Source organism: Serratia sp. Je.1.23.a (assembly GCF_051129805.1).
In the GTDB taxonomy this organism is placed as follows: domain Bacteria; phylum Pseudomonadota; class Gammaproteobacteria; order Enterobacterales; family Enterobacteriaceae; genus Serratia; species Serratia liquefaciens.
Map to the genome: position 1 here is coordinate 161,061 of NZ_JBCPSR010000005.1, position 14,465 is coordinate 175,525.

A 14,465-nucleotide genomic window follows, 5' to 3' on the forward strand; every position below is an offset into this window, starting at 1 on the left:
GAGCCTTTTGTTTGACTATGGAAATGTCCAGGCCAATTAAACGGCAGGCAGCTCAGCCAATGGCCAGCGCGGCCGTACCGAAACGCTCAGCTCCGGATTAGCGCCGCTTTTCAGCCGCACCATGCCTGCGTAAGCGATCATCGCACCGTTATCGGTGCAGAACTCCGGTCGGGCGTAAAACACTTCACCGCCGCGCTTATGCATCATTTCTGCCAGCTTGGTTCGCAGCGTACGGTTGGCGCTGACGCCACCGGCCATCACCAGGCGCTTAAAGCCGGTTTGTTCCAGCGCGCGTTTGCATTTGATCGCCAGCGTATCCACCACTGCATCTTCAAACGCCCGGGCTATGTCAGCACCCGTCTGATCGTCATTGCCGTTGGAGCGAATGGTATTGGCGGCAAAGGTCTTCAGCCCGGAGAAGCTGAAATCCAGCCCTGGCCGGTCGGTCATCGGGCGTGGGAAGGTGAAACGCCCCGCCGTGCCCTGTTGCGCCATCTTCGACAGCATCGGCCCGCCAGGGTAGTCCAGCCCAAGCAGCTTGGCGGTTTTGTCGAAAGCTTCACCGGCCGCATCGTCGACCGATTCGCCCAGCAGTTCATATTCGCCGATACCGGTCACGCTGATCAGCTGCGTATGCCCGCCAGACACCAGTAGAGCGACAAACGGGAACGCCGGCGGGTTATCTTCCAGCATCGGCGCCAGCAGGTGGCCTTCCATATGATGCACCGGCACCGCCGGCACATTCCAGGCAAACGCCAGTGCGCGGCCAATGGTGGCTCCGACCAGCAGCGCCCCCACCAGGCCCGGCCCGGCGGTGTAGGCAACGCCGTCGATATCCGCCGCGGTCAGGTTCGCTTCCTTCAATGCCGCCTGAATCAACGGCACGGTTTTGCGCACGTGATCGCGGGAGGCCAGCTCCGGCACCACGCCGCCGTAGTCGGCATGCAGCTTCACCTGGCTGTACAATTGGTTGGCTAATAAACCGGCCTGATCGTCATACACTGCAATTCCGGTTTCATCGCAGGAGGTTTCTATGCCCAGTACTCGCATTACATTTCCCATCATTCACGTGCGGCCGCCAGTTTAGCACAATCGAGCCTGTTTACCGCCAGCGTGGCGCACGCTTGTCACCATTATTGGGCTATGTTGATGATTACAGCCACAAATGCCGATTTGATTAAAAACGAGCATTTTTTTCTGATTAGTCTATAATCAGCGCCCGATGCAAAATTGCGCATGTTTTACCAGGGTGGCCGCAGGTTTCAATTTGCTGTGGTGCTTTACAAAGCAGCATCCGTTGAAGTAAAATTCCGCACCATTTTGAAATTGCTGGCGCTTGGCCAGCAGCAAACCGAATTTTATTGAGGTGAGAGGCACATGCCTGTAATTAAAGTACGTGAAAACGAGCCATTTGACGTTGCTCTGCGTCGTTTCAAACGCTCTTGCGAGAAAGCAGGCGTTCTGGCTGAAGTTCGTCGTCGTGAGTTCTATGAAAAACCGACTACCGAACGTAAGCGCGCTAAAGCTTCTGCTGTGAAACGTCACGCGAAGAAACTGGCTCGCGAAAACGCACGCCGCACTCGTCTGTATTAATTCTTCGGGGGCAACCCCGCCGCGTGAATTTCTGATTTTAAAAATCGCGCAGACCGAGTAGTTGCATACGAAGGCCGTGCTTTCCGAAAGGAATGCGCGGCTTGTTCTCGTTTATAGGCTAGTAAAGTAAGGGCTTATGGCTGGACGAATTCCGCGCGTATTTATCAATGACTTGCTGGCTCGCACCGACATCGTCGATCTGATCGATGCCCGGGTAAAGCTCAAGAAGCAGGGCAAGAACTATCACGCGTGCTGTCCGTTCCACCACGAAAAAACGCCTTCATTTACGGTTAATGGCGAAAAGCAGTTTTACCACTGCTTTGGTTGTGGTGCGCACGGTAACGCCGTCGACTTTCTGATGAATTACGACAGGCTCGAGTTTGTCGAAACCATCGAAGAGCTGGCCACCATGCACGGACTGGAAGTGCCTTACGAGGCGGGTTCCGGACCGACGCAAATCGAACGCCATCAGCGTCAAAGCCTGTATCAACTGATGGAACAGCTCAGCGCGTTCTATCAACAGTCACTGCATCAGTCCTCCGGCACGCCGGCGCGCAATTATCTGCAACAGCGCGGGCTGAGTGACGACGTTATCCGTCATTTCGCCATCGGTTTTGCACCTGCCGGTTGGGATAACGCATTAAAGCGTTTTGGTCGTGACGCCGAGTCACGCCTGGCATTGAACGATGCAGGCATGCTGGTGACTAACGATCAAGGACGCTCGTACGATCGTTTCCGTGAGCGCGTAATGTTCCCTATCCGCGACAAACGCGGGCGAGTGATCGCCTTTGGCGGACGCGTATTGGGTGACGGCATGCCGAAATACCTGAACTCACCGGAAACCGAAGTTTTCCACAAAGGTCGTCAGCTGTACGGCCTGTATGAAGCGCAACAGAGCCACCCTACCCCGCAGCGATTGCTGGTAGTGGAAGGCTATATGGACGTGGTGGCGCTGGCGCAATACGGCATCGATTATGCCGTCGCCTCGCTTGGCACCTCGACAACGGCCGAACATATTCAGCTGCTGTTCCGCGCCACCGACAACGTTGTCTGTTGCTATGACGGTGACAGAGCCGGTCGCGAAGCGGCATGGCGTGCACTGGAAACCGCGTTGCCCTATCTCAATGACGGGCGTCAACTGCGGTTTATGTTTTTGCCTGACGGCGAAGACCCAGACACATTGGTACGCAAAGAAGGCAAAGAGGCCTTCGAGCAGCGAATGGAGCAGGCGCAGCCGCTTTCCACTTTCCTGTTCGAAACCCTGATGCCGCAGGTAGACCTGAGCAGCCCGGACGGCCGCGCCAAGCTGAGCACGCTGGCACTGCCGCTGATTACTCAGGTGCCGGGCGAAACGTTGCGCTTGTACCTGCGCCAACAACTCGGCAGCAAGCTGGGTTTGCTGGACGACAGCCAGTTGGACAAGCTGATGCCCAAGCAAGCCGAAAATGCGAATACTTATCAGGCGCCCCAGCTAAAACGCACAACCATGCGTATACTGATAGGGTTACTGGTACAAAATCCGCAACTGGCTACACTTATCCCTTCGCTTGAGGGATTGGAGCAGACCAAACAGGCGGGTTTGCCGCTGTTTGTCGAGCTGGTGCAGACCTGTCTGGCTCAGCCAGGGCTGACAACCGGCCAGCTGTTGGAGCAGTATCGTGACAACAAATTGAGCCAACAGCTTGAAACCTTGGCAACATGGAACCATATGATCGTTGAGGATATGGTTGAACAGACTTTTTTGGATACTTTAGCCAGCCTGTACGACTCGGTACTGGAACAGCGGCTGGAGACATTGATCGCACAGGCCAGAACCCATGGCCTCAGCCCGGAAGAACGTGAAGAAGTCCGTTCTTTGAATCAGGTGCTGGCGAAGAAAAACTGAATACCAAACGGCTTAAGTGCCGATAAATGTGAGGGCAGAGCCCTGCAATATGCCGCCACAGTGGGCCGCGGCAACAACAAAAACGCCCCAAATGCTATTGTTGGCGGTTTCGCCGACCGACACCAACCCAAATACTCTGAAGTGTGGATACCGTCTTATGGAGCAAAACCCGCAGTCACAGCTAAAGCTACTTGTCACCCGTGGTAAGGAGCAAGGCTATCTGACCTATGCTGAGGTCAATGACCATCTGCCGGAAGATATCGTCGACTCCGACCAGATCGAAGACATCATCCAGATGATTAACGACATGGGCATCCAGGTTCTGGAAGAAGCACCGGACGCCGACGACCTATTGCTTGCTGAAAACTCAAACAGCACGGACGAAGATGCGGAAGAAGCTGCCGCTCAGGTATTGTCCAGCGTTGAGTCTGAAATCGGCCGTACCACTGACCCGGTGCGCATGTACATGCGCGAAATGGGGACCGTTGAACTGCTGACGCGCGAAGGCGAAATCGACATCGCCAAGCGCATTGAAGACGGCATCAACCAGGTGCAGTGCTCGGTTGCCGAGTACCCGGAAGCCATTACCTATTTGCTGGAACAATACGATCGCGTCGAAGCGGGCGAAGCTCGCCTGTCCGATCTGATCACCGGCTTCGTCGATCCTAATGCGGAAGAGGACATCGCCCCTACCGCTACCCACGTGGGTTCTGAGCTGTCTACCGAAGAGCAGAACGACGACGACGAAGAAGAAGATGAAGACGAAGAAGAAGACGACAACAGCATCGATCCTGAGCTGGCCCGTCAGAAATTCGCCGACCTGCGCGATCAGTACGAAGCGACTCGTGTCGTCATCAAAAAGAACGGCCGCAGCCACGCCAGCGCAGCAGAAGAAATTCTGAAGCTGTCTGAAGTGTTCAAGCAGTTCCGCTTGGTGCCAAAACAGTTCGACTTCCTGGTCAACAGCATGCGTACCATGATGGACCGCGTTCGTACTCAAGAACGTATCATCATGAAGCTGTGCGTTGAACAGTGCAAAATGCCGAAGAAAAACTTCGTCACTCTGTTCGCCGGCAACGAAACCAGCACCACCTGGTTCGAAGCGGCGCTGGCAATGGCCAAGCCATGGTCAGAGAAGCTGAAAGACGTCGCCGAAGACGTGCAACGCAGCCTGCAGAAACTGCGTCAGATCGAAGAAGAGACCGGCTTGACCATCGAGCAGGTGAAAGACATCAACCGCCGCATGTCTATCGGTGAAGCGAAAGCCCGCCGTGCGAAGAAAGAGATGGTTGAAGCGAACTTGCGTCTGGTTATTTCTATCGCCAAGAAATACACCAACCGCGGCTTGCAGTTCCTGGATCTGATCCAGGAAGGCAACATCGGTCTGATGAAAGCGGTAGACAAGTTTGAATACCGTCGTGGTTATAAGTTCTCGACTTACGCCACCTGGTGGATCCGTCAGGCTATCACCCGTTCTATCGCCGACCAGGCGCGTACCATCCGTATTCCGGTGCATATGATTGAGACCATCAACAAGCTCAACCGTATTTCGCGCCAGATGCTGCAAGAGATGGGCCGCGAACCGACGCCGGAAGAGCTTGCTGAACGCATGCTGATGCCGGAAGACAAAATCCGCAAAGTGCTGAAGATCGCCAAAGAGCCGATCTCCATGGAAACGCCGATCGGTGATGATGAAGATTCACATCTGGGCGATTTCATCGAGGATACCACCCTCGAGCTGCCGCTGGATTCTGCCACCTCGGAAAGCCTGCGCTCCGCAACGCACGACGTATTGGCCGGCCTCACCGCCCGTGAAGCGAAAGTGCTGCGTATGCGTTTCGGCATCGATATGAACACTGACCATACGCTGGAAGAAGTGGGCAAACAGTTCGACGTTACCCGTGAGCGTATTCGTCAGATCGAAGCCAAAGCACTGCGTAAACTGCGCCACCCAAGCCGTTCCGAAGTGCTGCGCAGCTTCCTGGACGACTAAGGTTCAGCTGTTGACAAAAAACCCCGGCTCGCCGGGGTTTTTTATTGCCTAAAACATGCTGTTGCCGCTGGCGGTTTTCTCCGGCACCGGTTGGGTCACGTCCCAGTGCTCCACGATTTTGCCTGCGTCATCAAGCCGGAAAATATCGATAATCGCGGCCGTCTTGCCCTTTTCTCGTCCGCTGGTCTCTACGTGCAAAATCACATAGTTGCCGTCGACAAATGCCTGTTTGATTTCGCTGTGAGAATCGGGGTAACGCGCTTTGAGCAGCTCGACAAACTTGCGGAACCCTTCCACCCCATCCTGCGCATTGGGATTGTGCTGTTTGTACTCGTCACCCAGAAAGGGCCGTGCCGCGGCAAAATCCTTGTTATTTAGCCCCTGCTGATAAAACTCCAGCACGTTATTTTTGTTCTTCAGTTCCTGCACGCTGTTGCCCGCATGGGCAACGCCGCTTGCCAACAGCAGAGCGACCAATCCCGCTTTAATCATCGCTTTCATCCTGCAACTCCCTCTCAGATTATTTCAATGCCAGAAACAGCTCGCGATAACTCTCTGTAAGCTGCTCCAGCGTGGCACGATTCAATCCGCTGGGGTTCGGCAATACCCAAACCTCAGTTTTGCCGATCATCATCTCCTGACGGCCCCAAGCTACATTTTTTACCCCAAAGGCGCTGCTGAACGCCTGCTTGCCCAAAACAGCCAATGCGCGTGGCTGGTAGCGCAAGATTTTTTCTTTTAACGCCTCGCCGCCGCTGAGCAATTCGCCACGCGTCACTTCGCTGGCGGCGACCGTTGGCCGTGCCACCAGCGCGGTGATGCCGCAGCCGGTATCCTGCAGCTGTTGCCACTGTTCGGGCGCCAGTTGACGTTCGGTAAAGCCGGCCTGATGCACCACCTTCCAGAAGCGGTTGCTGCCGTTGGCAAAAGGGTAGCCTTGGTGGGCGGAGGAGAGGCCGGGGTTGATGCCGCAAAACACCACCCGCAGGTTTGGCGCCAGGAGTTCCATAGGGTTCGGGAGTCCATTAAAGGGGATTTACAGCGGTTATCGCAAAATCCGCCAGTAATTACAACAGGCTAGAACTGCGCATAAAAGCAACATACGGATGGTTAACTGTAGACCTGCGTCGAAGGATTGCCGTATAATCTCGCCGCTTGGCCCCTTAGCTCAGTTGGTTAGAGCACGCGACTCATAATCGCTTGGTCACTGGTTCAAGTCCAGTAGGGGCCACCAAATTCAGAAGGGCTTAGACAGGAAACTGACTAAGTCCTTTTTTGTTTTGTGGTTTCAGAAAAAAATAATCGGCGAAATAGGCTTCAGACTTGCGCCAGTTAAATCGCCAGAGAGTAACGCTCGTTCCACATCACTCTCTGGAGGTTAATTAACATTGAAATTCGCCATTTAAAAATGGGCGAACCATCTCCTTACTCAGGGGTATGCCGTACCTCTTTCCACACCTGCAAGGCGAGCAACAGCAGCGCCCCGGCCCCAAACACTAACAGTAACCAAAGCAGGCCTTTTTTCCACGCGCTGATAACCTCACTGGCATCCATCGCATTCAAACGCTCGTTTCCCCCCAGAATGACCCTGGATTGAAACCCCACCAATGGCAGGTCGTTAACAGACACTGATTTTCGTAATGCAGCAGGGATCAGCTCATCTAACGAGATAGCCTGATGCTGAGCCGCTTTATTTCCCCACGCCAGCAGGAAAGGAGGCGTTCCTTGAGCATTGAAAACTATCGTTTTTCTGTCTCGTTCCGCTACAACCTCTGGCATATGATCATTCCATTGTTGGTTGATCCCCTTCAAGCGGATGCCTTGCACCAACAAATCCTTCAGTGGGATCGCTTCAGCAGTGCGATCATTCACCGAGTAAACAACCCGCTTAACTAAAGGCTGCCAACGGTCATTCGCTTTACTACGGTATTCAATCTCAAGTGGTAATACAGTATTGCTTTGTGTAGGCCGCACGCTGATATTGTTAAGCGGTTGAGGATTTGACCAGGTATATTCAGCTTCGCTCGTCGAAATGGCTTTCGAGCTGAACGGCAAGGTGATCCTTTGTTGATCCGTTCGATGAGAAGCAGCAATCCCCTCCGCGGAAAGGATTTTCAGGCCCGGAGCCATTTGATCATCGTTGAACACCAATAATAAGTAACGAATTTGGGAATAATACCTGCCATTATCAAGATCAATAGTATTCAGCAACAGCCGATCGGTACTGGATACTAAATCCATCAAAGGCGCATCATCAACACCACTCATCCATTCATTTAAATCATGGCTGTACATAATACTCACACGTGACTGCCAATTTTCAGGCTGACGCTCCCAGGTCAGCTTTAACTGGGTAAGGGATGGACTGCTACCATCGTACTGAGGCACCTCCAACAAATAGGCGTTACCCATTTGTTGGTCGCTATCAATTGGCAATATAATTTCTACCCCCCCGGCCGATTTTAACGAAATCACCTCTTGCTCCAGCAGAGTCGTCTTTTTACTCTTCATCGGAAACAGCCTAAGAGAGTAAGTCTGACTGTCACTCTGAGTAATCGTATTCGCTGTCAGCGCAAACGCTACTGATTGCCCCTGGCTATTGAACACCCGAACGTCACGCATATCCGGCCACACCGTTTCGGTATAAACCGCCTCTGGCAGTTCAATTCGGAAAAACGGATCCCGACTTTCGGTCGTTAACGGCAAACCATATGCGAAATCTTGAGTTTTTTCGCTAATCGGGCTCTGTTGAGCCTGTGCCGTCCCGGCCAGGCAAAAAAAAACACAAAATAACCGGCTAGTTATTTTTATATTCATACATTCCCTCGCTCACTATCCATATTGAATCCCTTCTTGTTCTTCGTTTTTGGGGGAAGTGGAGAAAAATATCCCACGATCAAAACCAGTATCGCTACACCGATAAACGAAACCGCACGAGCCAATCCCCCGTGCTGCGCACTGTCCACAAAGATCAGTTTAAGGATAACAACACCTAACAAACCGGCCCCACTGAACCACACCTCACGCCGTTGATGGCGAGTTGACCACAGCATAGTAATCAACGCAGCTAGCATCCAGATTAACGAGAACGATGTCTGAACCAGGTGAGAAGCCCAGAGTGCATCCCCCCGCCAGGCAATTTTTGCGTAAAAAGCCAATATCCGAAGCAGTATGCCATTACCCCACCAAAACAAAACGGCAACGATAAATAGCAACAGTGCAAGCCTCATTCTGGAACGGTATTCGGGGAATTCCGTACGGACAAACATCCCTTGGGTAACCATTGCCAAAAACGCGAAACCAGCTCCTTCCTCTAATGGATTTAACAAAGGTAAATACAGCCAATCGGCACTAACACCATCAGACATGTTGCCTATAAATAAGAACAAGAGGGTTAATAAGATTAGTGGGGCAAGGGCAATACCGCCATAAAGTCGCCGGTGTGCTACAAACGGCCAATATTGTCTGCGAAGCGCGCTATGTGTGGCCAAAATGATCAGTGAGATAACGCTCACCTGCAGGCCAAAACGCCATTCATCCATTCCCCATGGCAAACGCGCAGTACGCCAAAATACCTCATAACCCAGAGCTAACAACACCATCCAGAACAGCGAAAGATGCAAACCTTGCTCCAAATAAGGTAACCGCAAGGAACTGGCATCTCGTTTCAACAACCAATACGCCAATGGCAAGGTCATCAGCCATACAAGGTTTAACCAACCGGATGCCAACAATGAATCCCAAGACCTCATTTGGAAAAACAACGTGGCCAACATTGCTGGCCACAGCAGCCAGACGTTGTAGCCCAATTCAAACCACGCCATTCTTTGCGCCACGTAACGCCAAGCCGCCACAGATAACGTCACTAATACCAATGCCAGGAGAGCAGTTTGATCGGCTACCAGGAGCAAGCGTGCGACAAAACCCAAAAGACAGACTAACCAGAGACAGATCCCTCCGAACAGGAAAATCCAGCTGATACTCGATCCGACTTCTGCTGCCGACTCCCATTCACGCCAAATAAATGCCACTACGAGCCAGGTGAAGGCTAATACAGCGAATACCAGGGTGAAGGACAGTGTCGACACGCCGGCATGACAAGCTACTACAGCAGAAGCCAACGCCAGTACCAATAATCCGGAACCACTGAGGCTTACGCGGATTTGCTGCTGCATACGGCCGAGCCATAGAATTCCAACCCCTTCCAAAGCCCAGGCCATTGATGTCCATTGCGCTGACAACGCTAGTGGGATAGCCAGTGTGGTAAACACACACCCCAACGCTAACCAAGAAATCGCCAACACCTTTCCTGTAGATAAATGGCGTTTCAATGCAACCCAAGCCAGAAGCAAATATAATAAACCAAAGCCAAGCGCAGAAAATGCCGGGCCAAACTCCCACTGGCGAGTGATCCAATACTGAATACCAAAACCTATCAGCGGTGTGCCAAACAACAGCACACTATCAATAACCATCTCGTCTTTGTCAGATAATTTTGAGCGTAGGGCTAAAGCAAGGCAAAGCACGCCAAAAATCATAATATTGGCAATTAGGAGAAGTTGACACACCAGATAATATTCATGAGAGTAATGATTAACACCCCGACCCCCGGCAATGCCAAATGTGAAAATAAAACCCAGAAGGTTAAGCGGCCGCCACGACTGCCAAATGCTGATGGCTAAAATACCCAGTGAGAGCAACAAATAATAAGAGAATAGCGCGACATAATTTGCACTACCGGTGGAAAGCAGCAGAGGTGAAAGATAGCCACCAAAACTGGCAAGTATCGCTAGGCTAGGTGCGCGTTGTAATACAGCTAAACCCACGCTAGCAGCGCAGATGACCAACATCAGCCCAAACGCCAACATATGCGGCAAAAGCTGGTAAAGCCGAAATGCGCCAAACACGGTGATATAGAGGGTCCCAATGGCTCCCCCTTGCAAGATCAACGCATACAAGTTTCGTTTAAGACGTAGGCGCCAACCAAACCATAGTAGTATCCCGCTTGTCGCGGCTGCCCCTATCAGTCTGAACTCTATGGGTAACATGTCTCGTTCAACGGTGTATTTCAGCAAATAAGCCACCCCAAAGAACAGCAGCATGATCCCTAGTTTTGCTAGCGGATTACCCTGCATGAACCAAGCAAATAGCCCACCGAACAAACGGTCTTTTATCTCCTCATAGTTATCAACCTTAGGTTTTGACTCTATTGGCTTTGACTGAAGCCAAGCTGTGGTCTGAGCTTCAGGCTCATCAAGGATCTGAATTGGCTTTGACTGAAGCCAGGATGCGGTCTGAGCTTCAGGTTCAATACGTTCCTGACCAGTCGGAAGAGATATTTTTTGTACTGCAATACCAACATCAGCAATGGCACCTGGAGTCTTCGGATAAACATAATCCGTTTTCTCCGCCGACACGGGGTGATTCAAAGGTGCACCGTCCGGTCGTAGGTGCTCAGTTTTGGCGCTTGTGAAGCAATCTACCTGCTGTCGTAGTTCAGTTACGGTGAGTGTCAGTTGCTCTATGTCATATTGGTTACGCTTACCTCGTCCCAGCGATATAACCACCGAAATAGGCAAGACTATCAGACACAATAACAACGCCAATCCTGCGATAAAAACCAATCCATCCATGGCACGGCCTTTAACTTATCTATTGTGACAACACTCTTACATCAAAAAATGGCTCGCAACAACGGCTCGATAAAACTCTTGGCATGTAGATCAATATTTATTTTAATTAAGTATTATTTCATGCTCTGCTAGTACATATTTTTTGATCTATAAAACTTTATCAATTCGCTTCTCATTCAATACAACAACCAAGATGAGCAGAAATCACTATTCACATAAAGTAATGGATAAAAAACAGAGACACTAGAATAAAACTCACCTTTCAATTCCGTTTCACTCAATAATATCCCCAGCTAATACCATGCTAAAAATAAGATATGAACTTCATTGCCAATCGGAACCAAACAGCGGGCGGTGAGCTGGCGCCCAATACCGACATCGCCAATCTCAAAGCCCAGCGCCGGCATGCGGCGTTGGGCTTTGGCGAAACGGAGCGCGTGGTGTTCTATCGCAAAACGCTGGCTTAATCAGGCGGTGCCGCTCTGGCGTTGATGCGCTAGCTGTTCGGCACGCAGCAGGATTTCCTGCAGATCGTCCTCGTCGATATCAAACAGTTCGCCCTGCATCAGCGCCTCGTGCAGATCGGCGCGGGTGATAGACACCGCATCAATCGGCAGATTAGCCGGCTTCGCCTCGGTCGGCGCCAAAGGGTGCGGGTAGCGTCGCCCGGCCAGGTTATTGAAGACGATCGCCAGCAGCGCCAATAGCACCGAGTTCAGCAGCACCGGGTACAGCACAAAGCTATAGCCCAGTTGATGAATACCCGGGCCACCGAGAATGGCGGTCAGCGCCACCGCGCCACCGGGCGGGTGCAGGCAACGCAGCTTAAACATCAAGCCAATCGCCAGTGCGGCCGCCACCCCGCAAGCCAGCCCCGGGTCGGCAATCAGCAAACTGGTGCTGACCCCCACTGCCGCCGCCGACATATTGCCGCCCACGATCGACCAGGGCTGCGCCAACGGGCTATTCGGCACGCCAAACAGCAATACGGCCGATGCTCCCATCGGGGCGATAAACCACAGGTTTACCTCGCCCAGAACAAAATGGCTGATCCAGCCGGCAATCATCAGCCCCAGCCCGGCACCGACGCTGGAAAGCAAAATCTCTTTTTTGCCCACCGCCAATGGATGCGGCCACAAACGTGCGCACCCTACTTTCACTCTTTCCAACAACGGCATTTTCATGTTACTTCGTGCTGCCAAATTCAACTTAATGGCAACAAATATATCACAACGCCAGGCGTCGCCGCTCGCCGCGCTTTTCATTACGAAAATAACTTTCGGCTAACAGATTGATCTTTAGCCACTCCTCGTCAATTATCAAAGTTCGCCTCCCTTTGCCTTGAGGAAAACCCAATGTCTCAGCCGATTGCCGAACTCTATACCGACGCCGAATTTTTCAGCCCTTATGCCATGTCGGCGTTTATCACCCTGACGGAAAAAGGCATTCCCTTCACCGTGAAGCCGGTCGATTTGTCGCAGGGGAAAAACCATGAGCCGGCCTACGCGGCCCTGTCATTGACGCGCCGGGTGCCAACGCTGGTGGTCGGTGAGTTTCAGCTTTCGGAGTCCTCGGCGATTGATGAGTACCTGGATGAGATCCATCCTGCCCATCCGGTGTACCCACGCGATGTAAAACACCGTGCCAAAGCCCGCGAAGTTCAGGCATGGCTGCGCAGCGATCTGCTACAGCTACGCGCCGAGCGGCCGACCGAGGCAGTGTTCATTAACGGCAAGTTTCCTCCGCTGTCCAACGCCGCGCAGGGTGCCGCCAACAAGTTGATTGCCGCCGTCGAAAAGCTGCTGAGTCACGGCCAGGATAATCTGTTCAGGGAATGGTGCATTGCCGACACCGATTTGGCTTTGATGCTGAATCGGCTGGTAATACATGGCGATCCGGTACCGGAAAATATTCGCCACTACGCTCACAAACAGTGGCAACGGCCTTCCGTGCAGGCCTGGTTGGCGCTGCCAGAGAAAATGCGCGGGTGATAAAAAATCGGCGGCCACGACGCCGCCGTTCTCAACTGAGAAATAACATCACTTCTTGAGGGAAGGCAAATCACCATCCCGCGGGCAGATAGCCTAACAGCGACGCGATGGCATACACCGCGCTGGCCAGATACAGCAACACGATGCAGATCTGCAACAGCGGGTGGGTTATCCAGTTACACTGCCAACGTGGTGTCTGGTCGCCATGCTTGCGCGCCCCACGCAGGATCAGCATTGGCATAATCGACAAAATCACCCCGCTGAAAACCCCGGCGAAATAGAGCGCGTTAACGAATGACACCAACCCGCTGTAGGCCAGCGCGAACGGCGGCAGCACCACCAGCATCAGCACGCCGAAACGGCGTAGTGGCTGTTCGTCGTTGCCCAGCCTGAACTGGTCGAAAATATTGGTCAGGAAGCTGCCGCCGAGGCCCCAGTAAGAAGTCAGCATCGCGCACAGGGCAAAAATATTGGCGGAGAAGAAGGCCCACTGCCCTAACGCCTGGCCCCATGAAATGGTCGCCACGTCAGAAATGTTATTCAGCCCGCTGAGCGCAATCACCGACATCGGCACCGCCGCCAGCAGCACAAAGGTCACGGCCATTCCGACCATAATCGCCTTGGGCAGTTGTTCCGGCTTGTCCGAAAAACCGCGCGCCATTTCCGGCACGATATACTGCGCAGAGAAACAGAACACCACCACGTTGAATACCGGCACCATAAAGCGCCAGTCACCGTCCAGCAGGTTGCGCATCTGGGTGGTGTCTTTGAGCAGCGTGGCCGCCACCAGCGCACTCAGCATGACCACCATGCCGATGCTGATAAACTTCTCCCCGCGGCCAATCGCCTTTAATCCCAGGTACAAGACCCCCGCAGCGGGTACGAAAAACAGCAGGCTGCCTATCGCCGGGGAAATGCCGAACAGGGACTGCAACAGTTTGCCGCTGCCGCTCATGTAGGCGGTCAACGCCCCAATGCTGTTAACGCAAACCGAAGCAAACATCAGCCAGGCACCGATACCGCCGACATAACGTTTCGCCAGTCCGCTCAATTGCAGATGGGCACGGGTACGCAGGGTAGATTCAGCAACGTACAGCATGGTGATAGTGGTCAGACTGCCCACCAGCACCAGCCAAAACAACAGCGGCAGAAAACCGGCCTTGCTGGAGGCGTAGGCGATGGACAGCACGCCGGCGCCAATGTTGGTGCCGACAATCATCGCCACCCCTTCGAGGAAACTCAGTGATTTGGCGGGTGCAGGCGTTCGCACCCCGGCGGCAAGCGCCGGAGAAATAGAGATGTTTTCAGAAGACATGCAGCATCCTTTGGCTCCCGGCGGCGCTGGCCACCGGGGTTGGTTAATTTCCCAG

General features: G+C 53.0%; 11 protein-coding genes, 1 tRNA gene and 1 pseudogene. 6 read left to right on the plus strand and 7 right to left on the minus strand.

Annotation, left to right across the window (positions count from 1 at the left end):
* Window positions 1-36 precede the first annotated feature (36 nt).
* The gene (tsaD, locus tag AAZT04_RS18095) at window positions 37-1,050 is read right to left on the minus strand and encodes a tRNA (adenosine(37)-N6)-threonylcarbamoyltransferase complex transferase subunit TsaD (protein ID WP_434681205.1); all 1,014 of its coding nucleotides are present in this window, start codon (window positions 1,048-1,050) and stop codon (window positions 37-39) included.
* Window positions 1,051-1,377: 327 nt separating this feature from the next.
* On the opposite strand from tsaD, the gene rpsU reads away from it, so the two are divergent.
* From rpsU to rpoD, 3 genes are all read left to right on the plus strand, one after another.
* Window positions 1,378-1,593 (plus strand): 30S ribosomal protein S21, encoded by a 216-nt coding sequence (gene rpsU / locus AAZT04_RS18100; protein WP_001144069.1) that lies wholly within the window; start codon window positions 1,378-1,380, stop codon window positions 1,591-1,593.
* Window positions 1,594-1,729: 136 nt separating this feature from the next.
* On the plus strand, window positions 1,730-3,478 hold the full coding sequence (dnaG, locus tag AAZT04_RS18105; RefSeq protein WP_046372583.1) for a DNA primase: 1,749 nt from the start codon (window positions 1,730-1,732) through the stop codon (window positions 3,476-3,478).
* 157 nt (window positions 3,479-3,635) lie between these two features.
* The gene (rpoD, locus tag AAZT04_RS18110; RefSeq protein WP_020831770.1) at window positions 3,636-5,471 is read left to right on the plus strand and encodes an RNA polymerase sigma factor RpoD; all 1,836 of its coding nucleotides are present in this window, start codon (window positions 3,636-3,638) and stop codon (window positions 5,469-5,471) included.
* A 48-nt stretch (window positions 5,472-5,519) separates the two neighbouring features.
* On the opposite strand, the gene AAZT04_RS18115 is transcribed toward rpoD, so the two are convergent.
* Together AAZT04_RS18115 and mug are read right to left on the minus strand one after the other, a co-directional pair.
* Window positions 5,520-5,963, minus strand: coding sequence for a nuclear transport factor 2 family protein (locus AAZT04_RS18115; RefSeq protein WP_046374960.1), 444 nt, complete (start codon window positions 5,961-5,963; stop codon window positions 5,520-5,522).
* A gap of 28 nt (window positions 5,964-5,991) precedes the next feature.
* On the minus strand, window positions 5,992-6,480 hold the full coding sequence (gene mug, locus AAZT04_RS18120) for a G/U mismatch-specific DNA glycosylase (protein ID WP_334647490.1): 489 nt from the start codon (window positions 6,478-6,480) through the stop codon (window positions 5,992-5,994).
* A gap of 148 nt (window positions 6,481-6,628) precedes the next feature.
* Here mug and AAZT04_RS18125 point away from each other — a divergent pair.
* Window positions 6,629-6,705 (plus strand) — tRNA-Ile (locus AAZT04_RS18125).
* A 191-nt stretch (window positions 6,706-6,896) separates the two neighbouring features.
* Here AAZT04_RS18125 and AAZT04_RS18130 read toward each other — a convergent pair.
* Window positions 6,897-8,288, minus strand: coding sequence for a DUF3999 family protein (locus AAZT04_RS18130; RefSeq protein ID WP_129984002.1), 1,392 nt, complete (start codon window positions 8,286-8,288; stop codon window positions 6,897-6,899).
* Entirely contained in the window at window positions 8,285-11,104 is a 2,820-nt protein-coding gene (locus AAZT04_RS18135; RefSeq protein WP_434681231.1) for a DUF2339 domain-containing protein, read from the minus strand. The genes AAZT04_RS18130 and AAZT04_RS18135 overlap by 4 nt, the downstream gene beginning before the upstream one ends.
* Before the next feature lie 341 nt (window positions 11,105-11,445).
* Between AAZT04_RS18135 and AAZT04_RS18140 the strand changes: the two are divergent.
* Window positions 11,446-11,571 (plus strand): annotated as a pseudogene (locus AAZT04_RS18140) (aminoglycoside N-acetyltransferase AAC(6')-Ic); the annotation flags it as partial.
* Here the strand turns inward: AAZT04_RS18140 and AAZT04_RS18145 are convergent.
* A complete protein-coding gene (locus AAZT04_RS18145; RefSeq protein WP_048759997.1) occupies window positions 11,572-12,288 on the minus strand; it encodes an HPP family protein in 717 nt (238 codons plus the stop codon).
* Between the two features lie 171 nt (window positions 12,289-12,459).
* Here AAZT04_RS18145 and yfcF point away from each other — a divergent pair, with 171 nt between their 5' ends.
* Complete coding sequence (yfcF, locus tag AAZT04_RS18150) at window positions 12,460-13,095, plus strand: glutathione transferase (RefSeq protein ID WP_020831776.1); 636 nt, start codon at window positions 12,460-12,462, stop codon at window positions 13,093-13,095.
* Window positions 13,096-13,165: 70 nt separating this feature from the next.
* Here yfcF and AAZT04_RS18155 read toward each other — a convergent pair whose 3' ends face one another.
* Entirely contained in the window at window positions 13,166-14,410 is a 1,245-nt protein-coding gene (locus AAZT04_RS18155; protein WP_115060543.1) for an aromatic amino acid transport family protein, read from the minus strand.
* Window positions 14,411-14,465: the final 55 nt, after the last annotated feature.

What these genes read in the sequence shown, in the direction of transcription:
- tsaD (WP_434681205.1), bottom strand. Translation starts at nt 1,050, where the DNA reads ATGCGAGTACTGGGCATAGAAACCTCCTGCGATGAAACCGGAATTGCA.
- rpsU (WP_001144069.1), top strand. Translation starts at nt 1,378, where the DNA reads ATGCCTGTAATTAAAGTACGTGAAAACGAGCCATTTGACGTTGCTCTG.
- dnaG (WP_046372583.1), top strand. Translation starts at nt 1,730, where the DNA reads ATGGCTGGACGAATTCCGCGCGTATTTATCAATGACTTGCTGGCTCGC.
- rpoD (WP_020831770.1), top strand. Translation starts at nt 3,636, where the DNA reads ATGGAGCAAAACCCGCAGTCACAGCTAAAGCTACTTGTCACCCGTGGT.
- AAZT04_RS18115 (WP_046374960.1), bottom strand. Translation starts at nt 5,963, where the DNA reads ATGATTAAAGCGGGATTGGTCGCTCTGCTGTTGGCAAGCGGCGTTGCC.
- mug (WP_334647490.1), bottom strand. Translation starts at nt 6,480, where the DNA reads ATGGAACTCCTGGCGCCAAACCTGCGGGTGGTGTTTTGCGGCATCAAC.
- AAZT04_RS18130 (WP_129984002.1), bottom strand. Translation starts at nt 8,288, where the DNA reads ATGAATATAAAAATAACTAGCCGGTTATTTTGTGTTTTTTTTTGCCTG.
- AAZT04_RS18135 (WP_434681231.1), bottom strand. Translation starts at nt 11,104, where the DNA reads ATGGATGGATTGGTTTTTATCGCAGGATTGGCGTTGTTATTGTGTCTG.
- AAZT04_RS18145 (WP_048759997.1), bottom strand. Translation starts at nt 12,288, where the DNA reads ATGAAAATGCCGTTGTTGGAAAGAGTGAAAGTAGGGTGCGCACGTTTG.
- yfcF (WP_020831776.1), top strand. Translation starts at nt 12,460, where the DNA reads ATGTCTCAGCCGATTGCCGAACTCTATACCGACGCCGAATTTTTCAGC.
- AAZT04_RS18155 (WP_115060543.1), bottom strand. Translation starts at nt 14,410, where the DNA reads ATGTCTTCTGAAAACATCTCTATTTCTCCGGCGCTTGCCGCCGGGGTG.